We start from the raw sequence: 24,063 nt of genomic DNA, 5'->3' as shown, positions 1-24,063 counted from the left end.
CGTTTGCCGAATTTTCGCCGCCCGGCAGCTCAAAGACCTCGATGTTTCTCCACCAGTTGCGCGGGCGCGGCCAGCTGCCAGGAGTCCACGATGATGGCCTCCAGCTCGTCGCGATCGTCCAACTCCGCCAGCCGGACTCGGACCCAGGCGTTGTAGGCCTCGTGGGAGGCGATCCAGAACTTGTGGGGTTCGGATTGGACCAGTTCATCGCGGTCGGCGATGGGGCAGCGGACCGCCATGGAGGTTTCGCCCTCGGGGAGGGTCAGGAAGAGTTTGCCCTTTACCCGGAAGGTCGGCATGTTCCACTCCATCAGTTCCCGGGTTTCCGGTAGTGAGAGCGCAACCGCGCGAACATCATCCCCATTCGCCGTCATGGTGGTGATGTTTCCAGGAAGGACCGACATGCGGCCAGTTCGGCGCCGGGCACGGGTCAGCGGGCGGGGGTGCCGATGATGATGCTGCCCACGTTGCACTCCTCCAGTTCGTCGACGCCGGTGGCGGCGGTGAAGGCGGCGGTGTCGCTGAAGCCCTGGGCCACCGCGCCCAGGTTCATGGCGGTGGCGGCCAGGTAGAGGGTCTGCATGAGGACGCCGACGTGTTTGAGGATATTGGCGTAGGGGACGCCTTCGTAGGACCACATGACTCGGCCGGCGCGGGCGCCGATCAGTAGCACCAGTTGGGGTTCGGCGGCTCCGGCGAGGGTGGCGGAGGTGGTTTTCAGGAGGCGCTGGACGGCGGGGGAATCGGCGGGGGCGACCGGGCGCAGGGCGTGGTCGAAGGAGTCGTAGTGGTACATGCCGGGGGCGAGGCCCGCGACGTGGCGGACCACGGGATAGAGCTCCAGTTCGTGGACGCTGCCGCCGGAGGGGTAGGGGCGGGAGGGCAATTCGTCGCCGTCGGGGGTGGTGTCGACCGAGCGGGTGCGGGCGGTGCGGTAGAGGAGTTCGGCGAGCTGGGCCAGGGTGATGGGGTTGGCTTCATCGAAGGCCCGGTGGGAGCGGCGATCCTCGAGGGCGGCGGTCAGGCTGGGGTCGGAGATGCGCAGCGCGTCCAGGTCCGGGACCGGTAGGGCGATGGGCTCGCTCGGGTAGGGCGGCTTGTGCGCGGGCGGCGGCGGGAAGGTGTCCTTCGCCCATTTGGTGGGCCCGAAGTGGTCCCAGGTGAGGACGCGCGGCCCCAGGGTGCTGCGGCGGTGGAACCACAGATCCGAAGGGGTCCAGCTGCGGGTGGTGAAGGCGGCGTCCTCGGTGGCGGGGTCGGCGGTGAAGCCGCCGCGGTGCAGGTCGGCGGCCAGCTGGGCCGAGATCTCTTCGGACAGGCCCAGTTCCGCGGGCGCGGAACCGGCGGCCAGGGCGAGCAGGCGGGGATCGTGGATGCGGAGGTCGCACCAGGAGGTGGGGTGCTCCAGTACCAGGCCCTCCGAATCCCGGTGGATCACCGTGAATTTCGAGAGGACAGCGGTCGACGCTGCACCCACCGTGACGGCGGGCGGGGTCGCGAAGGGACGCACCGTGTAGAGGTCGCGATCACCATCGCGGATGGTGCGGGTCAGCCAGCCGCCGGCGGCGAGCCGGTCGAGAAGGGTTGCGACTTCCACGGATTCGGCGCCGCCGGTCATTTCCGAAAGAGTCGAAGGGCCGCGGTTGAGGGTCTTGAGCGCCTGGATCTGGTCGGGCGCCAAGCCCGTCAGCTTCTCGTTGTGCGGCGGGTTCAGCAGCACCGCTCCGCCGGGGACGGTCAGGCAGGTGACGCCGGGACGCAGGGCGTAGCGGGTCTGGGCGTGGGACGACAACTGCGGTCCTTCGAATCTGAGAGGGTCGGAATTACTTGGCCGCGTTGGCGATTGCCGGTTCCAGCTTGTCCAGAATGTAGGGCAGGGCCAGCGGGGTCGGCTGGTTGACGGCGCTGATCTCCTGGACGGTCAGGAAGACCACGGCGTTCTTCCGCACCGCGGGCAGGTCGTTGTAGCCCGGGAGCTGGCGGTACTTTTCGTCCTGGCCGGGCGAGTAGCCGGCGAGCAGCAGATCGGAATTCAGCTCGTCGAGGCGCTCGGGCGAGAGCGCCAGGCGGCCGCCGGTGCCGCCCTGGGCGACCAGCGACTGCGGAATGGTCATGCCCAGCTGGGTGAACAGGCGGCTGGAGCCGTCATTCGGATCGGTGAGAACCATGAGCTGGGTGGGACCGGCCAGCCAGCTGCTGATGAAGGTCTTGTCCTTGATGCCCGGGTACTTCCGCGCGATGCCGTCGATGCGGGTGTTCAGGTCGGCGACCAGCTTGTCGGCCTCGGCGGTCTTGTGCAGCACCTTGCCCATGGCCGCGACCTGGTCGGCCCACGGCGTGACGGCTTCCTTGGTCAGGCCCGGAATCGTGGGCGCGACCTGGGACAGGTCGGCGTAGGTCTTGGCGTCGGCGATGAAGGCGTCGGCCAGGATGAGATCCGGATTCAGCGCCGCGATCTGCTCGGGCAGGCTGCCGGTGGTGTCGAGGGCCTTGGCCGACTGCAGGGATTCGGGCTCCCACGGTGCGGCGCGCTTGCTGAGCACGGAGATGTTGTCGATGTAGCCCACCGGCGTGACGCCCAGCGCCTGCACCGTGTCGAGCCACTGATTGCCCAGCGCCACAATGCGTTCGGGCACGCCGGTAATGGTGGTCTCGCCCAGGGCGTGCGCGATGGTGACGGGTTCGCCGCCGCCGGAGGGCTCGTCGGCGGCGGACCCGCAGGCCGCGATTCCGAGGGCGAGCACACCCGCGAGGACGGCCACGGCCGCCCGGGTCCAGCCGCGTGCGTTGCGGACCGACTTCATCGTTGACCCTCTCCTTCTCAGGGATGCCCGTGCCGATACGGCACGAGCGGGAGGTGAGCCTAGCCTAATATGCGCCGACCTGGCGGAACGGTGTGGCGCGTTCGATTCCGGACGGGGCGGGCTATCGTGATCTCGCCCTGTTAGGTTAGGGTTGCATAAGTTGTTGTACGGGGGTGAGAGCGATGGAGAGCGTGGTGCGGGAACCTCTGTCCGGCGTCGAGCGGCATCGACTCGTGGACGAATGGGCCAATGGCGTCGAACTGTACGACGTTCCGGCGGTCTCCGGTCTGATCGAACGCGGTCGCCGCGTGCCGTCCCTGCGCACGGCCGTCCGCTGCGGCGACCATATCCGCACCTATGCCGAGCTCTACGGGCATCTCGATGGTGGCGCCATCGGCGCCACCGGGCCCTCCCTGGACGGCCTGGCGCAGCTGCTGCGCACTATCGCCGAATCCGCGCGCACCGGCTCGGTGCTGCCGCTCGACGGCTGCGGCATCGGGCTGACCCCCGCCGCCCTGGCCGCCGCGGCCGATGATCGCCGCGCCGTGGTCGCCGACCACCGCCCCTGTTCCACCGATCGCGCCTTCGGATCCGCCGAGGTGCGGCTGTTCGCCTCCCGCTGGGACTGCGCCGACGCCGCCGTCGAACTGCTGGCCGCCCTCGCCGACGGCGCCACCCTGGTACTGGCCACCGAGGCCGAGCGCACCGATCCGGCCGCGCTTACCGAACTCATCGCGAGCAGCGCCGCCACGCATGTGGTGGCCGAGGCGCACACCCTCGCCGCCATCGCCGATCTGCCCGCGCCGACGCTGCCGAGCGTGCGCCGCTGGGATGTGATCGGAACCGATTGCCCGGCAATCCTTTCCGGCCTGCTGCGCAGTATCGCGCCGGGTTCGGTGGCCGGATTCGCCTATACCGCCACCGAATACGCGGGCGTCGCCGCCCGCGGGCCCCTGGACGGCACCGGCCGGGTGCGGCCCATTCCGGGTGCGCGCGTGCTGGTGCTGGACGAGCAGCTGCGGGTGGTCGCGCCCGGCGTCACCGGCGAGGTCTACCTCGGCGGCGCGGCGCTGACGGTCGCGACGGCGGGTTCGGCGCGCGAATTCGTCACGGACCCATATGAAACCGGCCAGTTGGCCCGAACCGGCGCGCGCGGGCACTGGACCGCCGATGGCTGGCTTGTTTTCGATGTGGCCGAACCCCTGCTCGTTGCAACAACTTCGGCAGTGACCGAAACCCTTGAACTGGCCGAACTGCTCGCCGGCGACGATGACGTCGATTATGCGGCCGCCTGAGCTGCGATAACGAAAAGTCGTACCCGCAGCGAATCACAGGGTGGCTGCGAGCGAACTTTGTGCGGATAAAACTCCGAAACATTTCGAACCGCCCTGGCGGCACGATTCCGGAGATAACCTGGAATCACCGAATGGCCGCCGAGCGCGACGACGCGCCTCGGGGTGCTTTCGCATCCGGTCTCACCGAACGAGTACGACGGTGACGGCCTCACCACCGTTGCTGACGTCGTACCCCTCGCCTCCCGCGGTGCCACCAGGACGAGTGCACTAGCCGGCGCGACGATCAACCAGGCGTTCATACCCGCGAGCGTGCTGTCGGACCTTTCCTGCCCGGCTGCCCGCTCCATTTCTTTCCGGACGGGCAAGCCGGGCGGTCCAGTGCGGCACAACCGCTTTCGATCTTCCGCCGGTCCCGGCCACGAGGATCGGCGTCGCATCCGGACGCCGACGGTTGTGTTCCGGAAGGAGTGGCTATGAGCGCGGAATTCCCGTCGCCCGGCCTGGTATCTGAGCAGCTTCGCATCGCCATGGTGGTGCCCCCGTACTTCGACATCCCGCCCAAGGCCTACGGCGGCGTCGAGGCTGTCGTCGCCGATCTGGTGGACGCCCTGGTGGCCCGCGGGCACAAGGTCACGCTGCTCGGCGCGGGCGTGAACGGCACCAAGGCCGATTTCGTATCACTGTGGGACGACATCCAGGCCGACCGGCTCGGCGATCCGTTCCCAGAGGTGGTGCATGCCTTGAAGGTTCGGCGCGCACTGGAGAGACTGGCCGCCAGCGAAGGACTGGATCTGGTGCACGACCACACCTTCGCCGGGGTGCTCAATACGCCCGTCTATCGCGAACTCGGTCTGCCGACCGTGGTGACCGTACACGGACCCGTGGACGGGGACCCGTACGTCTACTACCGCGAACTCGGCGAGGACGCGCACCTGGTGGCCATCTCCGACCGGCAGCGCGCGCTGGCGCCCGACCTGAATTGGGCGGGCCGGGTGCACAATGCGCTGCGCGTGGAGGACTGGCCGTTCCAGCCGGTGAAGCAGGACTACGCGCTGTTCCTGGGACGGTTCACCGCCGACAAGGCGCCGCATCTGGCGCTGCAGGCCGCGCACGCCGTCGGCATGCCACTGATCCTGGCCGGGAAATGCGCCGAGCCTCCGGAGAAGCGGTACTTCGAGAGCGCGGTCGCGCCCTTGCTCACCGAGCACGACCGGATGTTCGGCATGGCCGATGCCGTGGCCAAACGGGAACTGCTGTCGGGAGCCAAGTGCCTGCTGTTCCCGGTGTGCTGGGAAGAGCCCTTCGGCATGGTGATGATCGAGGCGATGGTGTGCGGGACGCCGGTGGTGGCCCTGCGCGGCGGAGCCGTGTCCGAGGTCATCCTCGACGGCGTCACCGGGCGCATCTGTGACGATCCGGACGAGTTGCCCGCGGCCATCAAGGAAGTCCAGGAATACGACCCACAGGTGATGCGCGAGCACGTGATCGCGCACTTCGGCGCGGACACCCTCGGCCGCGGGTACGAGGAGATCTATCGCACCGTCCTGCGCACCCGCCGGCCGCGACGGGGCGGTCGCATCACCGTCCACGGCTGGCCGGGCGCGCCCGCGCATCAAGCCGCCGCGCAGCCCACGCGGGCCGCGGGGACCGGGCCCGGGCGGGCCACCGCGACCACCGGCGCCACCCGGGGAGTCGGGCGCACGCCGGGCGTCCCGGCGACCCGGGGAAAAGCCGCGGGCCGGACACCAGGGACGGCGGCGCGCGGCGGAAAGGGTCGTAAGCGTGGCTCGGGCCCCGGTGCGATCCGGGCAACCGGAACAACCCCGACACGTGCGACGGGGCCTGTTCCCAACCGTGTGCCCGCCCCCGCCGGACCGCCGCTGAGTCCGGTCGCCGACGTGGTCGCCGATATTGCGGAGTCGGTATCGGACCTCACCCTGGAGGCGGTAACCGGACACATCGCCGATCCACCGGTCTTGACCGGAGAAGGCCTCACACTGGGCCGTACAACTGTTCCCGACAGTGCGGCCGCACCCCTCCCCGGGGAGGTTCCGCTGTCGGGCAGCGCGGTCGAGGCACATTTGCCCGGTTGCGCCGGAACTGTCAGTAACGCAACAGGTTTCGCGTCCGCCGGTGAATGCGATCCAGAGACGGGCGTGAGGGAGGAAGGCACTGCATGAACGGTGAGGCTCCGGCCGCTCTCAACAGTGGTGAACCGTCGACCCTCGGTGGGGTCGGTGGCGCGGTCACCCTGGTGGAGGGCAGCACATTCTGCCTGTCCGACCGGCTCGGCGATGTCGAGCCGGGAACTCCGTACGGGTTGTTCTACCGGGACGCGCGCGTGCTGTCCCGCTGGGAACTGCGCCTGGACGGGCAGCGGCCGGAGCCGCTGTCGGTATTGAACCCGGAGGCTTTCCACGCCCGGTTCATATTGCGCCGGCCACCACGGGCCGGCGCAGCTGACAGTTCGGTATTGATCGTCCGGGAGCGCCTGGTCGCCGACGGGCTGCGGGAGACCATCACGGTCGAGAACCTCGGTCGCGAAACCACGGCCGTGGACCTGCAATTGCATGTGGACGCCGATTTCGTGGACCTGTTCGCGGTCAAGGAGGGCCGCAGCGGCAATGCCCGCGCCGAAATGCTGGTCGCGGATGTGGAACTGCTGCTCAACGACCGGTCCGATCGGGCGCGCGGGCTGGCGGTGTCATCCTCGGAAATGCCGGTGGTGCTGCCGGGTTCGCTGTCCTGGCGGGCCGTGGTCCCCGCCGGGGGCAGCTGGCACACCGAGATCGTGGCGCATCCGACAATGGGCAATCAGCCCATCCACTCCCAGCTGCGGCCCGGTGAGCACATCGACTCGAGCGCACCGAGCCGCAAGATCGCGGCCTGGCGCGATACCGCCACCAATATCACCGCCACCGATCCGAAACTGGCCGCGGTGCTGCAGCGCACCGAAAGTGATCTGGGCGCCTTGCAGATTCACGACGACGCGCGCGGCGGCAGACCGTTCGTGGCGGCCGGCGCGCCCTGGTTCATGACGCTCTTCGGCCGCGACAGCCTGCTCACCGCCTGGATGGCGCTGCCGCTGGATGTGAATCTGGCCGTGGGCACGCTGCAGCAGCTCGCGGAAATGCAGGGGACGCGGGTCGATCCGATGACCGAGGAGGAGCCCGGCCGCATCATGCACGAAATGCGCCGCGGCCCCGCCAGCGGCGCGGTGCTCGGCGGCGAAACCTATTACGGAACCATCGACGCCACACCGCTTTTCGTCATGCTGCTGGCGCAGGCGCGCCGCTGGGGCGCGGACAAGGAGGCGGTCCGGGCGCTGCTGCCCGCCGCCGACGCCGCGCTGAACTGGATCGCCGATTACGGCGACCGCGACGGCGACGGCTTCGTCGAATATCGCCGCGCCACCGACCGGGGTCTCATCAACCAGGGCTGGAAGGACAGCTTCGACGGCATCAACGACGCCGCCGGTCATCTGCCCGAACCGCCCATCGCGCTGTGCGAGGTGCAGGGCTATGTCTACGCCGCGCTGCAATCGCGCGCCGATCTCGCCGAGGAATTCGGCGACCCCACCACCGCGGGCCATCTGCGTGATCGCGCGGCCGAACTCCGCACCAAATTCGCCGAAGCCTTCTGGCTGCCCGAAAGGGGTTGGTTCGCCGTCGCCCTCGATGCGAACAAGCGCCGCCTCGATGCCCTGACCAGCAATATCGGGCACTGCCTGTGGTCCGGCATCATTACCGACGAGCACGCCGCCGAAGTCATCACCCACCTGTCCACGACGGATATGGACACCGGTTTCGGCCTGCGCACCCTGTCCTCCCGCATGGGCGCCTACAACCCCATGAGCTACCACAATGGCTCGGTCTGGCCGCACGACACCGCCATCGCGGTGGCGGGCCTGCTCCGCTACCGCCACATCCCGGGCGCCGTCGAACTGGCCACCCGCCTGTCCGACGGCCTGCTCGACGCGGCCGGCGCCTTCGGCGGCCGACTGCCCGAATTGTTCTGCGGCTTCCCCCGTTCCAAGTTCTCCGCTCCGGTCCCCTATCCGACGTCGTGCTCCCCGCAGGCGTGGGCCAGCGCCGCACCGCTGCTGCTGGTCCGTTCCTTCCTCGGCCTCGACCCGGATGTCCCGCACCGCAGGCTCACGGTCCTCCCCCACCTCCCCGCCCGATGGGGCCGCGTCGAACTCACCGACCTCCGTCTCGGCGGGGCCGTCCTCGACCTGGCCGCGGAAGGCGACCGCGTCACCGCCTCCAACCTCCCCGACGGCTGGGAACTCGTCACCCACTGACCCGAAACGACGCCGACCGGGAACTGGTGGCGGAGCCTACTCGGCGAATGCCGCCACCAGTTCCCGGTGATCGTCTGTCCAGGATCAGGCCGGGGGCTGGAGCGCCGCGGCCAGCGCGGTGAGGCTGCGGGTCCAGAGCGTGGTGAGGCGGGTGGCCTCGGCGGGCGTGAACAGGGCGTTGCTCCAGCGCCAGTTCGTGGTCAGCTGGGGGCCTTCGGGGGTGGTGCCGATACCGGAGATGACGTCGAGGGCGTAGCGCAGGGGCAGGTCGGGTTCCGGGTCCAGGGGTAGGGCGTCGTTGAGGGGGCCGGTGCGCAGGGACCAGGAATCCGGCTGTTGGCCGCTGAGGTCCACGCGGCCCAGGTAGTTGAATTCGATCTGGGGGTGCGGGGCGGCGACCAGTTCCGGGGTGTGGTTCACATAGCGGAGCAGGCCGTAGTCCAGGCCCTGGTTCGGGATGGCCGACAGCTGGGCGGTGACCGAATTCAGTAGTGCGCGTGCGGTGTTCGGGTCGGCTTCGGCGCGGTCGATGTCGACGGCGTCGCCGGCGCCGAGGCGGACGGGAAACACGCTCGTGAACCAGCCGAGGGTGTTCGAGGTGTCGGTGTGCAGCAGGTCGTCGGCGCGGCCGTGGCCCTCCAGGGCGATGAGGGCGCCGGTGGACGGATCCTGATCGCGTTCGCGGCGCCAGCTCGCCACGGTCATGGTGAGCGCCGTGAGGAGGAATTCGCGGACGCCCTCCTCGCGGGTCAGTGTGGCCAGGATGCGTTCGGTGATGTCCACGGGGGTGACCGCGGTGGCGACGCGCAGGGAGGACCAGGTGTCGGTGCGTGGGTCCGGAATCCGGTGTCCGACGGCGGGATCGGCGGCGGCGAGCTGGGCGGACCAGTAGTCGCGCTGGGCGAGCACCTCCGGGGCGGCGGCGCGCTGCCACATCAGGCGCGAGAACTCGCGGTATGACGTGGATTCCGGGAGCGCCACCGGCTGCCGGCCGGATTCGAGCTGGGTCCAGGCGTCGGTCAGGGCTGCCAGCAGGAGATGCCAGGAGACCACGTCCACGGCCAAGTGGTGGATGGTCAGGAGCAGCACATCATCGTGACCGCCTCCGGTGAACCAGACGGCGCGCACCATATCGCCGGTGCGCGGGTCGATGTCGTCCATGGCGGTGCGGGCGGCACTGTGTACCGCCGCGCTGAGATCCGCCGGTTCGGTTACCTGCGTGAGGATTTCGGCCGCCTGAACCACACCCGGCGCGCGGGTGACCAATCGCGGACCGTCGGGGGTGTCGGTCAGCCGCGAGCGCAGGGTGTCGTAGCCGTCGAGCAGGGCTTGCAGCGAGGCTTCCAGGCCGTCGCGCCGGATGCCGCCGGGCAGGTTCAGCAGTGCGGTCTGAGTGAAGCGGCGGTAGCCGCCGTACTCGTACATCCAGGACACGACCGGCAGCGGCAGGATGTCGCCGTAGTCGGCGGCCTCGGCCGTGGTGGCGACCGGGTCGGCGCTGTCGAGGGCCGCGGCCAGCTCGCGAATCGTGGGGGTGGCCAGGACCATGCGCGGGGTCAGCGACAGTCCGCGGCGGCGGGCCTTGTTGACCAGGGAGATGGCGACGATGCTGTCCACGCCCAGGGCGAAGAAGTCGTCGTCGAGTCCCGGGGTGCGGCCGTCGAAGAGTTCGGCCAGCACCTCGCCCAGGTTCTTCTCGGTCGGGGTGCGCGGCGCCGTGTCCGTGCCGGTGTCGGCGAGCGCCGCTTCGGCGCGGCGGGCGAGTTCGTGCCCGTCGAGCTTGCCATTGGCGTTCACGGGCAGCCGCGGGAGCACGATGACGCGCGCGGGAATCATGTACGCGGGCAGGCGTTCCGACAGCGCGATGCGCAGCCGGTGCGGATCGACGGCGCGCCCGTCCTCGCCCACCACGAAGCCGACCAGGCTCGCGCCGCCCGCGCGGCGCACCACGGTCACGGCGGCGGTGTCCACGCCGGGCAGTCGCCGCAGCGCCGTCTCGATCTCGCCGATCTCGATGCGGTAGCCGCGCACCTTCACCTGATCGTCGGCCCGGCCCAGATAGCCGAAGCCGCCGTGCGGAAGCCGGCGCACCAGATCGCCGGTGCGGTACATGCGCCGCCCGGGCACGAACGGATCGGCCACGAAACGGTCGGAAGTCGTTGCGGGACGGCCGATATAGCCGCGGGCCAGCTGCGGGCCGGACAGGTACAGCTCGCCGATGACGCCGCGCGGGACCGGGCGGAGCATGGAATCCAGCACGTAGCCCGACATTCCGGCGTTCGGGGTGCCGATGGTGGGGGTGTCGTAGGCGGCGACCGGAGCGACCACGGCTTCGACGGTGGTCTCGGTCGGCCCGTAGCAGTTGTAGACGGCGGTACCGGACCTACCGCCCTGCGGAGCCAGGGCACGCAGCCGAGCCCAGAGCGCGGCGTCGATGGCCTCGCCGCCCAGGGCCAGCACCGGCAGCTCGCGGTCGACCAGTCCGGCCGCATTGAGCTGGGCGAACATCGACGGCGTCGTATCGATCATGTCGATCTCGTGCGCGATCATGCCCTCGACGAGCCGGTGCGCGTCGCGCATCTCCTCGGCGTCGAACAGGTGAATCGTCTGTCCGGCAAGGAAACCGACCATCGGCTGCCAGGAGGCGTCGAAGCTCAGCGACCAGGCGTGCGCAATGCGCAGCGGACGGCCCAGGCGTTCCATCGCGGGGCGGTACACGCGGTCGCGGTGATCGGCGAAATAGGCGAGCAGGGCGGCATTGGTTCCCGCGACGCCCTTGGGTTCACCGGTCGAACCCGAGGTGAAGATCAGATACGCGCACTGCGCGGGGTCGCGCAGCACCTCGGGCAGAACGGAAGTGTGCCGCGCAATGCGTTCCACGACGGCGGGATCGTCGATCACAAGGGTGGGAGCTCCGGCCGGAACCAGCTCACGGCAGCCCTCGATGGTCAGCACGAGCGCCGGGTTCGCCTGTCGCAGAATCGATTCGATGCGCGCTGCGGGCAGTGCGATGTCCACGGGCACGTAAGCGCCGCCGGCCGCGAACGCCGCGAGCAGCCCGATGATCGAATCGGTGGAGCGCGGCAGCACCAGTGCGACAACGGTTTCCGGCCCGACACCGTGCGCGGCCAGCTCGGTGGCCAGCCGCGCGGCCGCATCGCGCAGCTCGCGGTAGGTATAGCGCGCACCGGCCCCGGTTTGCAGCGCCACCGCATCCGGCGTCCACTCGACCTGCCGCTCGAACGCCGCCCACACCGAATCCAGGCCATCGACCGAGTTCGACACAGCAATGCCGCCAAGACCGCCAACAGCACCGCTCGGACCGCCAACAGCACCGTTCAGGCCGCCAGCGACACCATTCGGACGCGGCGCCGTGTCCGCCTCACCCGCCTCACCAGGCACACTGCTTGCCATGCCGGGCGCAGTGCCGTTCAGGCCGGTGGCAACGCCATTCGGAGCGGATGAGAAGTCGTTCGGATCAGCGGCGCCGTCGTTCGAAGTGGCGATTGTTGCGAGTTCCGCGCGCTCTTCCGGAGTCAGCACATCCAGTGCGTCGGGGACCGCCGCTCCAATGGCGGGGAGCTGTCGCAGGATCGAGAGGAGGCGTTCGCCGAGGTCAGCGGAGGAAAAGTGTGGTAGGGCCTCGGGAATCGCTTCGATCAGGACGATCAGGTCGTTGCCGCTGAGGTGGGAGACGACGGTGAGGGGGTAGTGGGCCAGGCTCTCCATCTCGAAGGGGCGGAAGGTCGCGCCGTCGGGGGTGGTGACCTGCTGGATGGCGTCGTCGATGGGAGCGTTCTCGAAGACGAAGAGGGTGTCGAAGAGGGTGCCGCGGGCGGCGGCGCGCTGCACCTCGGACAGGCTGAGGTAGCCGGCTTCGCGCATGGTGGCGCAGTCGCGTTGCAGGCGGGCGCATTGCTGGACGACGCTGCTGTCGCGGTCGATGTGGTGGGCGACCGGGATCGTGTTGATGAACAGGCCGACCATCTGCTCAACGCCCGGGAGGTGTTCGGGGCGGCCGGAAACCGTGGTGCCGTAGACGACATCGCGGCGGTCGGTGAGGCGGCCCAGGAGTACGGTCCAGGCGAACTGGACGGCAGTGTTCAGGGTGAAGCCGTTGCTGCGCGCCCACTGTTGCAGCTGCGTGGTCTCAGCGGCGGGGAGCAGCAGTTTCGTCTTCTCTGGGACGGCGCTGCCGCGCGCGGCGGGGGCGCCGTCGGCGATCATGAGCGGACCGCTCAGCGCGCCGAGGTATTCCACCCACCGCGCCAGCGCGGCGGCCCGGTCCTGGCCGGACAGCCAGGCGATGTAATCGCGGTACGGGCGCGGCTTGGGCAGCCCGTCGGTGGCGCCGCCCGCGCGATAGACGGCGAGCAGTTCGGTGAAGAACACCGCGACCGCCCAGCCGTCCATGAGGATGTGGTGGGCGGTGAGAATCAGGCGGCGGGTCTCCGAGCCGGGGACCGACAGCAGCAGGATGCGCAGCGCCGGGCCGCGGCTCAGCTCGAAGGGAATGCGGCGCTCGGATTCGGCGATGGCGTCGAATTCCGCCGGGGCGGCGGCGCGTTCGGTCCAGGGCAGCTCGGCCGACACCGGCACGATCTGCACGGGCCGCGGCACATCGCGGTCCCAGAAGGCGGCCTTGAGATTCGGATGCCGGTGCAGCATGGCCTGTCCGCTGCGGCGCAGCAGGTCGGCGTCCAGGGGTCCGTCGATATCCACGACGAACTGCATGGTGTACAGGTCGATGCCGTCGCCGGTGAGCCGCGACAGCGAGAACAGTCCCTCCTGCAGCGGACTCAGCGCGAGGACGTCCTCGATCTGCGGCGGCGTCGCGGCGGTCACGACTGTCCCCACGAGGCGGTGAGGGCGGCCAGGGCGTCGGCGTCGAGGCCGGAGGCGCTCATGGGGGCGGATTCCTCCTGCGGCGCCGAATCCTGCTGCGGCGCACTCGGTTCGGCCGCGTCTACCGCGGCGGCCAGTTCGGTGATGGTCATGGTCTCGAAGACCATCTGCGGAGTGAGCGGCAGGCCGAGGGCATTGGCGCGAGCCGACCACTGGATGGAGATGACGCTGTCGCCGCCGAGGGCGAAGAAGTTGTCGTCGGCTTCCACGTCGGTGATCTCCAGCAGCTCCTCGAGGATCTCGATGAGCGTGCGCACGGTCCCGGTGTCACCGGCCGCGGCCGCCGGACGGGCGGCGGCCACGGCCGCGACCGGAACGGCCAGCAGGCGCTCGAGCACCGATTCCGGCAGCACCTCCAGCTCCGCGACCGACCGCTCGGGCGTGGTGGCGTAGCCGTAGAGGGTGGCCGCGAGCGCATCGGCGATATTGCGGACGGTCACCGCGTCGTACAGATCGGCATTGGCGACCACCCGGACATCCAGTCCGCCATCGGTATTGACGTTGATGCTCAGGTTCAGATCGAGGAAGGAGACGTCGAAATCCACCGGCAGCACGGTCGCGGTGGTGTCGCCGGTCATGGTGAGCGCGGCCGGCGCCCAGTCCGCGCCGCGGAAGTGCAGCATGGACTGGAACAGCGGATTGCGCGAGCGCGACCGCGGCGGGTTCAGCGCCTCCACCAGGCGTTCGATCGGAAGTTCCTGGTGCGCATGGGCGTCCAGCACGCTCTCGCGGGCGCGCAGCACGGTGTCGCGCAGGGTCGGCGTCCCCGACAGGTCGTTGCGCAGCACCGCCATATTGGCGAACAGGCCGATCAGCGGCGTGGTGGCCGCGTCCACGCGGCAGGCGACCGGGGTGCCGAGCGCGATGTCCGCGCCGCCGCCCAGTTTGTGCAGCAGGGTGGCGACCGCGGCCTCGTAGACCATGAATTCCGTTGCGCCGCATTGCTCCGCGAGCGCGGTAATGCCGAGGCGATGCGCGGCCGGCACCGCGAAGGTCGCCACCTCACCGCGTTTGCCGAGCACCGGCGGGCGCGGGCGGTCCGGCGCCACGTCGATCTGGTCCGGCAGGCCGGCCAGCGCGGTGCGCCAGTACTCGAGCTGCGCCCGGCCGTAGGGGCCGGGCGCACCCTCGGCGCCGGGTTCGAAGGCCGCGCGCTGCCACAGCGCGTAATCGGGGAACTGGATGTCCAGCGGCGTCCACCGCGGGGCCTGCCCGGTTTCCACGCGCGCCCGGTAGGCGGTCACCAGATCGCCGAGCAGAATGCCCAGCGAGGCGTGGTCGGCGACGATGTGATGCACCAGCAGCGACAGCACATGGGTCCGCGGGCCGAGCACCAGCAGCGTCGGGCGCAGCAGCGGTTCGGATTCGACGGTGAACCGGTAGCCGGCGATCTCGGCGAGTTCGGCGTCCAGACGATCGGCCGCGATCTCGGTGACGGTCAGCGGCACCTCGAGCGCCGGGTGCACGATCTGGTACGGAACACCGTCGCGCTCGGCGAAACCGGTGCGCAGCGACTCGTGCCGGGCGACGACATCACCGAGAGCCGCGTGCAGCGCCGCAATGTCGAGCGCACCGTCCAGACGCACCGCGAACGGCAGGTTGCCGACGGCGCTGGGGCCCTCCATCTTGTACTGGAACCACATGGCCAGCTGCGAGTACGACAGCGGAAGCTGTTCCGGCCGTTCCCGATTCCCGAGCGCCGGGCGCGCGGACGCGGTGTCCGGCTGCACCGCAACGGTTTCGGATTCGGTGAAGTCGCCGGCATCGTCCATGGAATCCAGGTCGATGCCGAACTCGTTGCGGAACTGCTCGACCAGCACCGCCGCCAGCCCGGCGGCGGTCGGGGTGTCGAAGATGATCCGGACATCCAGCTCCACACCGAATTCGGCGCGGATCTGTGCGACCAGGCGGGCCGCCAGCAGCGAATGCCCGCCCAGTTCGAAGAAGGAGTCGTCCGCCCCAACGGTTTCCAGGCCGAACAACTGCCCGTAGATCCCGCACAGGCGCCGTTCGGTGGCGGTCGCGGGGGCGCGATGGGTGCGCTCGACCGCGGACTGCGGCGCGGGCAGCGCGCGCTTGTCCAGCTTGCCGTTCACGGTCAGCGGAATCTCGTCGATGACGGCGAAGGCGCTGGGCACCATGTACTCCGGCAGCCGGGCGGCGGCATGCGCGCGCACCTGCTCCACATCCACCGACTCTCCGGCGGCCGGAACCAGATAGGCGGCGAGCATGGGCCCGACCGCCGGATCCTCGGCGACGATCACCACGCAGTGCCCGACCGACGGATGCCCGCCCAGCGCGGACTCGACCTCGCCGAGCTCGATGCGGAAGCCGCGCACCTTGACCTGCTCGTCGGCGCGGCCCACGAAGTCCAGTTCGCCGAACTCGTTGCGGCGCACCAGATCTCCGGAGCGGTACAGCCGCTGCCCGGGAGTGAACGGGTCCGCGACGAACCGCTGCGCGGTCAGCTCGGCCCGGCCCAGATAGCCGCGGGCCAGCTGATCGCCGCCCAGGTAGAGCTCGCCCACCACGCCCGCGGGCACCAGTTGCAGCGCCTCGTCGAGCACATAGGCGTGCACGTTCTGATTGGGCACGCCGATCGGCACGATGCCGGTGCCCTGCGGTCCCTCCACCGGCATGTGGGTCGCGCACACGACCGCCTCGGTGGGCCCGTAGTGATTGCGCAGCTCCGCGTCGAACACGCCCGCGAACTTGTCGGCCACCTCACCGGGCAGCGCCTCGCCGCCGACCGGGACGTGGCGCAGCGCCCGCCACTCGCTGACCTCGGGCAGCAGCAGGAAGGTGCTCAGCATGGACGGCACCATGTGCAGCACGGTGACGCCCTGGCGGGTGATCAGATCCGCGACATAGCGAATGTCGCGGAACGCGTCCGGCTTCGGCACGATCAGCCGCGCGCCCAGGGCGAGGGTGACGAAGATGTCCAGCAGCGAGGCGTCGAAGCTCACCGACGACGATTGCAGCAGCCGGTCCTCGGCGGTCATGCCCCATTCCGCGGTGAAGCTCACGACATGGTCGGCAATGGCGGCGTGCGCGACCGGGACGCCCTTGGGCTTGCCGGTGGAGCCGGAGGTGTAGATGACGTAGGCCAGGTTGTCCGGGCGCAGCGGGCGCACGCGGTCGGCATCGGCCGGATTCGCCTGCGGCAGTCCGGCGGCGGCGGATTCGGCGGCATCCAGCTCCACGCGGCCCATGACCAGCGCGGGGCGGGCGTCGGCCACCAGGTAGTCGATGCGGTCGTCCGGGTAGGCCGGATCGATCGGCAGATAGGCCGCACCGGCCTTGAGCACGCCGAATACCGCGACGACGAACTCGACGGAGTTGCTCATGCGCAGGCCGACAATGTCCTCGGCGCCGATGCCTTCGCGAATCAGCCAGTGCGCCAGGCGGTTCGCGCGCTGGTTCAGTTCACCGTAGGTCAGTCGGGCGGTATCGGAGACCAGGGCGATGGCCTCGGGCGCGGCGGCCACGCTCGCCTCGAACAGCGCGACCATGGTGGTCGGGTCGGCGGGCGCCTCCGCGCCACGCGACAGTTCGAGAATGGCGGCGCGGTCCTGCGCGCCCAGCATGTCGAGATCGCCGATGCGCTTGTCCGGCGTGGTGAGCGCGCTGTCGAGCAGCTGCGCGTAGTGCTCGAGCATGCGCTGCACCAGCGCCTCGCCGAGCACGTCGACCTGGTATTCGGCCTCGAGCACCGCGCCGTGCGCGCTCTCGGTGACCACGGCCAGGGCCAGCGGCACCTGTGCGGTCGGCGCGCCCAGCTCGTCGAGCTGGGCGGAGGCGACATCGCGCAGCGCGAACCCGTCGGCGCTCTTGCGCACGCTGAAGCCCAGGCGCACCAGCTGATCCATGCCGTCGCGGCCGGCGACGCGCTCCGGATTCACCTCGCGCACCACGCGATCGATGCCGACGGCCTGATGCGCGAAGGCGTTCAGGCAGGTCTGTTTGGTGGATTCGACCAGGCCGCTGAAGGTTTCCCCGGCGCGCAGGGTGTTGCGCAGCAGCAGGGTGTTGCCGAAGTAGCCGATGAGCTGTTCGGCGGCGGCCGAGCGGCGGTTGGTGACCGGGATGGAGATGAGGAAATCGCCTGCGGCGGTGTAGCGCTCGACGAGGGCGGCATAGCCGGCCAGCAGCACCATGAACGGGGTCGCGGCGTGCTCGCGGGCGAAGGCGTCCACCCGGTCCAGCAGATCCTGCGGCAGGGTCAGGGTGCGGCGGGCCGCGGACTTGGACGGCGCGGCGGCGGCCGCGCCCGGTAGCTCCAGCGGTTCGGGCAGCGGGCGCAGCGCGGTGCGCCAGAACTCGATATCGGCCGGGTCGTCCGCGGCGGCGTCGAGGACCTCGAGGTCTGCGAATTGCGCGGGCGCGGCGGGGATTTCGCCGTTGCCGTTGTAGGCGGCGTTCAGATCGGCGAAGAACACGCCCCAGGCGTCGTCGTCCCAGCAGATGTGGTGCGCGGCCAGCAGCAGCACGAATTCCTCGGCGCCGGTGCGCACCAGGGTGATCCGCAGCGGCAGGTCGGCGGCCAGGTCGAAGGCCCGCCCGAATTCCCGGCGCGCCAGCACCTCCACCCGGATGCCGCGGCTCTGCTCGGGCAGTTCGGTCAGATCGTGTGACTGCCAGGGCACGGTGACGTCGTCGGCGAACACCTGGAAGGGTTCACCCTGCTCGTCCACCCCGTAGGTGGTGCGCAGGATGTCGTGGCGCGCGAACACCGCGCCGACCGCGCCGCGCAGCCGCTCCTCGTCCAGCGCGCCCGTGAGCCGGTAGGCGACACAGATATTCAGCGTCGTGTCCTGCGGGTCGCGGGTCTGCAGGAACCACATGCGGCGCTGTCCGGCCGACAGCGGGCGGCGCTCGCCCGCGGCGGTGCGGCGCACGGGTGCGGCGGCGGCTTCCTTGGCGAGCCCGCTCTCCGCCAGGCGGCGGCGCAGCAGTTCGCGGCGGCGGTCGAGCGCGGATGCGTTGTTCAGCACGGCGGCATCGGTGTCTGACATGGAATCTGGCCCCTTTGCCTAGTTGGTGTTCTCAGCCATGAGCAGCACGACGTCATCGAGGGACGCACCGCCCAGAATCGCGGCGACCGGCAGATCCCGGTCCAGCGCGGACCGGACCCGCTTGCGGAAGTCCAGGGCCTGCAGGGAATCCAGGCCCAGCGCCACCAGCGGCACGGATCGGTCGATGGTCTCGCCGGCGCCGACGCCCATGACCCGCTCGAGTTCGGCCAGCACCTGATCGGCGAGCGAGCGATCATCGGCGGGTGCGTCCACGACAGGTGCGGTCACGGCGACCGGCGCCGGTGCGATCTCGGATTCGACTGCCACAGCCGGAGTTTCCACCCGCGCGGGCACCGCGACCGGTTCCGGCTCCGGCACCTCCGCCAGCACCGCCGCCTGCCCGAAGATCTCGGCGTTGGCGCGCAGCAGCGGCCAGTCGGCGGAGATGATCACCGCGTCGGTGGGCTGCCCGGTGAGCCCGGCGGCAATGGCATCGGCCGGATTCATCGGGTACATACCGGTTCCCGAGACCCGGGCGAACCCGGCCGCATCCAGCGGACCCGCCACGCTCCACAATGCCCACTCGATCGAGCTGCACTCGACACCCTGCGCCCGCAGCCGCCGGGAAACGATGTCCAGCATGCGGTTGGTGACCGCGTAGAGGATCTGCCCCTTGCCGCCGAGGGTCGCGGCCATCGACGAGCACAACAGGATTCGGCAATCCGGGGTGCGCGGCACCGCCGTCAGCACGGCCTCCAGCCCGATCACCTTGGACGCGGCCGCCGTGGCGACCATCTCCGCGGTGATATCGGCGATCTCGGCATCCACATAGTTGACCGCCGCATGAATCAACACGCTCACCGGCCGATCCGACTGCGCCGCCGCGAACCGCCGCACCGCCTCCGAATCGTTCACGTCGCAGGCGACCGCGACGATCTCGGTCCCGCCGATCGCCCGCAACCGAGCCAGTTCCCCAGCGGGAGCGCCGGATTCACCCGATCGGCTGAGCAGCGTCACCCGTCCCGCGCCGGTGCGCGCGTAATGCTCGGCGAAGATCAACCCGAGCTGCCCGGTGCCGCCCACGATCGCCACATGGTCGAGGTTCGCGGCCGCCCCGGCCTCGGACTCGTCCGCGACGAGCCGCTTGACGAACACCTTCCCACCGCGCAGCGCCAGCTCCGGCTCCCCCGCGGTGTGCAGCGCCCCCACGATCCGGCTGGCCTGCTCGGTCCCGGCGTCGGCGGCCAGATCCAGGTGCCGGAACAGCACACCCGGGTGCTCCACACCCACACAACGGAATCCGGAGCTCACCGCCCCATGGAACAACTGCGGCACCGGATCGGACTCCAGCACCGACTCCCCGCCCACGGTCACCAGCCAGCACTCCCCGCCGGGCCGCAGCCCCTGCGCGGCCGACAGCCACGTGTGCTCGGCGAAGAACTCGATCAGTTCTCCCACCGCGCCCGCGCCATCGGTCTCCGCCAACGCGGGCCACAGCACCACGACGGTATCGAAGGCCGCCGCAGCCGAATCGCGCACCGTGCCGCCATTGCCCGCAGCGGCGCTCGGATCAGCGGTCACTGCCGACCGGTCCCCAGCCGGGACAGCCCCGGCGGCAGCCGTATTCGCGGCGGCGGCCGACGACCGCGCGGCACCGGCATCCGCCACGGCGGCCCCGTAACCGGCTGCCGCACCCGCAACGGAAGCGTCAACCGCGGTGGCGCTCGAACCAGCGGGAACAGCCGAACCCGAGCTTGTGGCGGCCACGGACGAACTCGCCACAGTGGGAGGATTCACCGCAGCGCCAGCTGGATCGGGGACAGCTCCGGATGAGTTGAGCGTGTGGTCGGCGGCGCCGATGGTCATCCCGGCAGGCTTGTGGCCGGGGCCGGCGTCGGCGTGACGGGGTGAACCATCGACTGCGAGAGCTGCTGCCGTGTCGGCGGCGACATGTGTGGCGAGGCCGGTCACCGTAGCCGCGGTGTCGAGAGTTACGGCGGTGGCGCCGTAGCGGTCGGCGGCTTTGACCAGCGCGGCGGCCAGAGCGGCGCACTTGCCGGTCGGGTCGACGATGGCGAGGGTGCGCAGGGCCGTCAGGGAGCGGCGGTCCCACTGGACCCAGCTCTCCACCAGGCGCTGCGGGACGGGAACCGGCGGGGCGGCGGGGCGGATCTTGTCCTCGTCGTATCCGGCTGCGGCCCAGAGCTTTCTGGGGTTCATGACGGTGTGCGGGAAGTCGCGCAGCGGGAGGGAGACCGGCGATGCGGTGCGCAGGGCGTTCCAGTCGTAGCCGAGGTCGGCGACCGCGACGGTGGCCAGGTTGCGGGTGAATTCGCGCAGGCTGTCGGCGGTGCGGACGGAGGTGCCGAGGACGCGGAAGTCGCGGGCGCCGCGGGCCGGGTCGCGCGGGACCAGGTGCAGGTTCTCCTGGAGGGCCAGTTGCAGGACCGGGTGTTCGACGACCTCGATGAGGGTGTCGACGCCGTCGACGGCGGCCGCGACCACGGCGCGGTCGAAGCGGACCCGGTTGCGCAGGTTCCAGTACCAGTACTGTTCCTGTGCCAGGCCGGGGGTGATCGCCTCGCCGAGAGTCGCTCCGTAGCACGGGATCTCGGTGGGATGGAAGGTGGGGCTGCTCATCTCGTCGCCGAGGAAGCCTTCGAAGTCGGCGCGGACCTCGGCCACGATGGAGGTGTGCGCCGGATAGGCGACGCCGATCTCGCGCGCGAATTGGCCGCGCTCGGTGGCGGTGGCGACCATGTCCTTGATGGTCTGGCGGTCACCGGAGATGGCCATGATGCTCGGGGAGTTCACCACCGACAGCTCGGCCCAGCCGGAATGGCGGGCCAGCAGGCTCTCGCAGTCCTCGCGGTTCATGGCGAGCACGGCCATGGAGTAGCCGAGCGGGGACAGCCGCTCCACCAGGCGGGCGCGGTGGGTGACCACCAGCACCGAATCGCGCAGCGACATGACCTCGGAGGTGGCGCAGGCGGCGAGTTCGCCCTGGCTGTGGCCGATGGTGGCGGCGGGCCGCACGCCGGCGGCCTGCCACATGGCGGCCAGGCCGGACATGTGGAACATCAAGGCGGGCTGGACTTCCCACACCTCGTCCTGGAACTCGCCCGCATTGCCGAGCAGATAGTGCAGCGGCTGATCGTGACCGAACCGTTCCGCGTGAATGGCGGAGCACTCGTCGACGCGGGCGCGGTAGGCCGGGGACAGCTCGTAGTAGAGCTTGCCCATACCGGGGCGCTGACTGCCCTGGCCCGGGAAGACGAACCCGATCTTGCGGGCGGTGGCGGGCCCGTCACCGGCGACCACGGCCGGGTGCGGCTCATCGGAGGCGATGGCGCGCAATGCCGCCAGCAGTTCCGCGCGCGCGGCGGCCGGCTCGTCACCCGCGCCGACCATGGCCAGCGCCCGGTAACGGCGTGCGATCCGGGTGCGGAAGAGCATGTCCGACACGCGATCCGGCCTCACCCCGGGATGGCTCTCGAGGTAGGTCAGGATGGCGACGGCCTCGCCGCGCAGACCGGCGGCGGTATCGGAGGACAGCAGAACGGGAATGCTGCCGTCGGGCAGGCGGTGGCTACACATCGCTTTCCTCCAGAACCGGCAGGCCGAGCACGGCGTGCGCATTGGTGCCCGCGACGCCGAAGGAGGAGACGGCGGCGTAGCGCATCCCGTCCACGGCCGCCCACGGTTCGAGCTTCGCGGCCAGGCGCAGACTGGTGGCGTCCCAATCGATTTCGCTCGTCGGCCGGTCGGCGTACAGGCTCGGCGCGATCTGCCCGTGCACACCGCACAGCAGCACCTTGATCAGGCCCAGCAGGCCCGAGGCCGCCTGGGCATGGCCCACATTGGATTTCACCGAACCCAGCAGCGGACCGGATTCCCGTTCGCCTCCATAGGTTTTCGCCAGCGCGGTCAGCTCGAGCGGATCACCCACCGGCGTGCCGGTGCCGTGCCCCTCGATCAAGCTCACCAGCTCGGGCGCGATTCCGGCCGCCGCGAGGGTGTCGCGGATGAGCCGTTCCTGCGCCGCGGCGCTGGGCACCGCGATGGGCGCGCCCTTGCCATTGTGATTGACCCGCGAGCCGAGCAGCCGCCCGTACACCCGGTGACCCAGCTCCCGCGCCCGCGATTCCCGTTCCAGCACAACAACACCCGCGCCCTCGCCCCACAGCGTTCCGGTGGCGTCGGCGGCGTAGGCGCGGCAGTGCCCGTCGGCGGCCAGCGCATTGTTCTTGGAGAACTCGTAGAACGCCCCGGGTGAGCCCATGACGCAGACGCCGCCGGCGATCGCCCAGTCGCACTCCCCGGCGCGCAGGGCCGAGGCCGCCTGGTGCACGGCGGTCAGCGAGGACGCGCACGCGGTGTCGACGCTGACCGAGGGCCCGATGAGCCCGAGCCCGTGCGAGATCCGCCCGGCCACCGCGCCCAGCGCGGACCCGGTGGCGCGATACCCGTTGTACTCGTTGATCGAGGCGGCCGCGGGCCCGTACTCCATGAGCGAGACGCCCATCCAGCAGCCGGCGGACGCCCCGTCCACGGCGCCGGGATTGATGCCCGCATGCTCGAGCGCCCGCCAGGCCACCCGCAGGGCGACCCGCTGCTGCGGGTCCATGGCCACCGCCTCGCGCGGGGTGATGCCGAAGAACAAGGGATCGAATTCAGTTGCGCCGGCGAGGAATCCACCGGCGTCGCGCACCGGGCTCCAGCCTTCCCGGCGGTCGAGTGCGAAGATTTCCGCGAGCGGCCATTCCCGGTCGCGCGGGAATGGTCCGATCAATTCCCGGGATTCGGCCAGCGCCGCCCAGAATTCGGGCAGGGATTCGATACCACCGGGCGCCTCGACGCCCATTCCGACGATCACGATCGGATCATCGGCGGAAAACGCTGTCATGCGAAGGTGCTCGCTTCTCGTGCATCGGGCACGGCGGAAACCAGGAGTTCGGCAATTCCGGCCACGTGCTCATTGAGGTAGAAATGCCCGCCGTCGAACAGCGTCACCTGAATGCCGGCGCGGGTGTGCGCTTCCCACGCGTACAGCGCACGCGGCGCGACGAATTCGTCGTCCTGGCCGCCGAGCACCAGAATCGGTGCGGCCACGGCGATATCGGCGGCGCAGGCGTAGGCGTCGAAGGCGCGGTAGTCGGCCTTCATGACCGGCAGCGCCATGCGCAGCACATCACGGCTGGCCAGCACGTCCGCGCCGGTGCCATTGAGGGCGCTCATGTGATCGAGCAGCGCCTCGTCCTCCTGCGGATGGGGCGGCAGATCGGCGATGAGGGCGGGCGCGGCGGCCGCGGAGGCGGCCAGCAGCCGCACCGGCACACCGGCGGCCTCGGCCAGCCGGGCGAATTCGAAGGCGATGACCGCGCCCATGCTGTGCCCGAAAATCGTGACGGGAGCGCCGGTGTGGTGCGGCGATTCCAGGAATGCGGCGAAAGCGCCCGCAGCGATCTCCGGCAGCGTTTCCGCGGCGGCCTCGCGCGCGCGATCCTGACGGCCCGGGTACTGGAACACCACGGCGTCGAAATGTTCACCGAGGGTCTTGGCGAAAACCCGGTAGGCGGAGGCGCCGGCGCCCGCGTGCGGGAAAATCAGCAGCGGTGGCTGGTTTGCGGAACGCGGGGCCTGAAACTGCCTGATCCAACCGAGTTCCCTTGCCATTTCCTGATCTCTCCTACACACCGCCTACAGCGCGCGGCATCGGTTTCACCTTGGTCCCCCCTCGG

Annotated in this window: 10 protein-coding genes and 1 pseudogene; 3 read left to right on the top strand and 8 right to left on the bottom strand. The window is 70.2% G+C overall.

Annotated features, from left to right (window positions below):
- Window positions 1-29 precede the first annotated feature (29 nt).
- Genes ACYQ5L_RS04885 through ACYQ5L_RS04875 form a run of 3 tightly spaced genes read right to left on the bottom strand, consistent with a single transcriptional unit; the run spans window position 30 to window position 2,804 of the window.
- Complete coding sequence (locus ACYQ5L_RS04885; protein ID WP_459955815.1) at window positions 30-374, bottom strand: MmcQ/YjbR family DNA-binding protein; 345 nt, start codon at window positions 372-374, stop codon at window positions 30-32.
- Between the two features lie 56 nt (window positions 375-430).
- Window positions 431-1,792, bottom strand: a complete 1,362-nt coding sequence (locus ACYQ5L_RS04880) for a SagB family peptide dehydrogenase (RefSeq protein WP_459955813.1) — start codon at window positions 1,790-1,792, stop codon at window positions 431-433.
- 31 nt (window positions 1,793-1,823) lie between these two features.
- Window positions 1,824-2,804, bottom strand: coding sequence for an ABC transporter substrate-binding protein (locus ACYQ5L_RS04875; protein ID WP_459955812.1), 981 nt, complete (start codon window positions 2,802-2,804; stop codon window positions 1,824-1,826).
- Window positions 2,805-2,998: 194 nt separating this feature from the next.
- On the opposite strand from ACYQ5L_RS04875, the gene ACYQ5L_RS04870 reads away from it, so the two are divergent.
- The 3 genes and pseudogenes from ACYQ5L_RS04870 (at window position 2,999) to ACYQ5L_RS04860 (ending at window position 8,402) form a co-directional block, all read left to right on the top strand.
- The gene (locus ACYQ5L_RS04870; RefSeq protein WP_459955811.1) at window positions 2,999-4,099 is read left to right on the top strand and encodes an AMP-binding protein; all 1,101 of its coding nucleotides are present in this window, start codon (window positions 2,999-3,001) and stop codon (window positions 4,097-4,099) included.
- 473 nt (window positions 4,100-4,572) lie between these two features.
- Window positions 4,573-5,667 (top strand): annotated as a pseudogene (locus ACYQ5L_RS04865) (glycosyltransferase family 4 protein); the annotation flags it as partial.
- 608 nt (window positions 5,668-6,275) lie between these two features.
- Window positions 6,276-8,402, top strand: coding sequence for an amylo-alpha-1,6-glucosidase (locus ACYQ5L_RS04860; protein ID WP_459955810.1), 2,127 nt, complete (start codon window positions 6,276-6,278; stop codon window positions 8,400-8,402).
- A gap of 84 nt (window positions 8,403-8,486) precedes the next feature.
- Here ACYQ5L_RS04860 and ACYQ5L_RS04855 read toward each other — a convergent pair whose 3' ends face one another.
- From ACYQ5L_RS04855 to ACYQ5L_RS04835, 5 genes are read right to left on the bottom strand one after another with little or no spacing between them, the layout of a single operon-like run.
- Entirely contained in the window at window positions 8,487-13,247 is a 4,761-nt protein-coding gene (locus ACYQ5L_RS04855; protein WP_459955808.1) for an amino acid adenylation domain-containing protein, read from the bottom strand.
- Complete coding sequence (locus tag ACYQ5L_RS04850; RefSeq protein ID WP_459955807.1) at window positions 13,244-18,322, bottom strand: amino acid adenylation domain-containing protein; 5,079 nt, start codon at window positions 18,320-18,322, stop codon at window positions 13,244-13,246. Before ACYQ5L_RS04850 ends, ACYQ5L_RS04855 begins: the two co-directional genes overlap by 4 nt.
- A gap of 18 nt (window positions 18,323-18,340) precedes the next feature.
- Window positions 18,341-21,919: an acyltransferase domain-containing protein gene (locus ACYQ5L_RS04845; RefSeq protein WP_459955805.1), complete on the bottom strand. Its 3,579-nt coding sequence runs from the start codon at window positions 21,917-21,919 to the stop codon at window positions 18,341-18,343.
- Window positions 21,912-23,228: a beta-ketoacyl [acyl carrier protein] synthase domain-containing protein gene (locus ACYQ5L_RS04840; protein ID WP_459955804.1), complete on the bottom strand. Its 1,317-nt coding sequence runs from the start codon at window positions 23,226-23,228 to the stop codon at window positions 21,912-21,914. Before ACYQ5L_RS04840 ends, ACYQ5L_RS04845 begins: the two co-directional genes overlap by 8 nt.
- Complete coding sequence (locus tag ACYQ5L_RS04835; RefSeq protein WP_459955802.1) at window positions 23,225-23,998, bottom strand: thioesterase II family protein; 774 nt, start codon at window positions 23,996-23,998, stop codon at window positions 23,225-23,227. The genes ACYQ5L_RS04840 and ACYQ5L_RS04835 overlap by 4 nt, the downstream gene beginning before the upstream one ends.
- Window positions 23,999-24,063: the final 65 nt, after the last annotated feature.

This window comes from Nocardia sp. IFM 10818, assembly GCF_054655275.1.
The sequence above is the reverse complement of the archived record's forward strand: the minus strand, read 5'-3'. Positions and strand labels throughout refer to the sequence as shown.

What these genes read in the sequence shown, in the direction of transcription:
- ACYQ5L_RS04885 (WP_459955815.1), bottom strand. Translation starts at nt 374, where the DNA reads ATGACGGCGAATGGGGATGATGTTCGCGCGGTTGCGCTCTCACTACCG.
- ACYQ5L_RS04850 (WP_459955807.1), bottom strand. Translation starts at nt 18,322, where the DNA reads ATGTCAGACACCGATGCCGCCGTGCTGAACAACGCATCCGCGCTCGAC.
- ACYQ5L_RS04860 (WP_459955810.1), top strand. Translation starts at nt 6,276, where the DNA reads ATGAACGGTGAGGCTCCGGCCGCTCTCAACAGTGGTGAACCGTCGACC.
- ACYQ5L_RS04845 (WP_459955805.1), bottom strand. Translation starts at nt 21,919, where the DNA reads ATGTGTAGCCACCGCCTGCCCGACGGCAGCATTCCCGTTCTGCTGTCC.
- ACYQ5L_RS04875 (WP_459955812.1), bottom strand. Translation starts at nt 2,804, where the DNA reads ATGAAGTCGGTCCGCAACGCACGCGGCTGGACCCGGGCGGCCGTGGCC.
- ACYQ5L_RS04840 (WP_459955804.1), bottom strand. Translation starts at nt 23,228, where the DNA reads ATGACAGCGTTTTCCGCCGATGATCCGATCGTGATCGTCGGAATGGGC.
- ACYQ5L_RS04835 (WP_459955802.1), bottom strand. Translation starts at nt 23,998, where the DNA reads ATGGCAAGGGAACTCGGTTGGATCAGGCAGTTTCAGGCCCCGCGTTCC.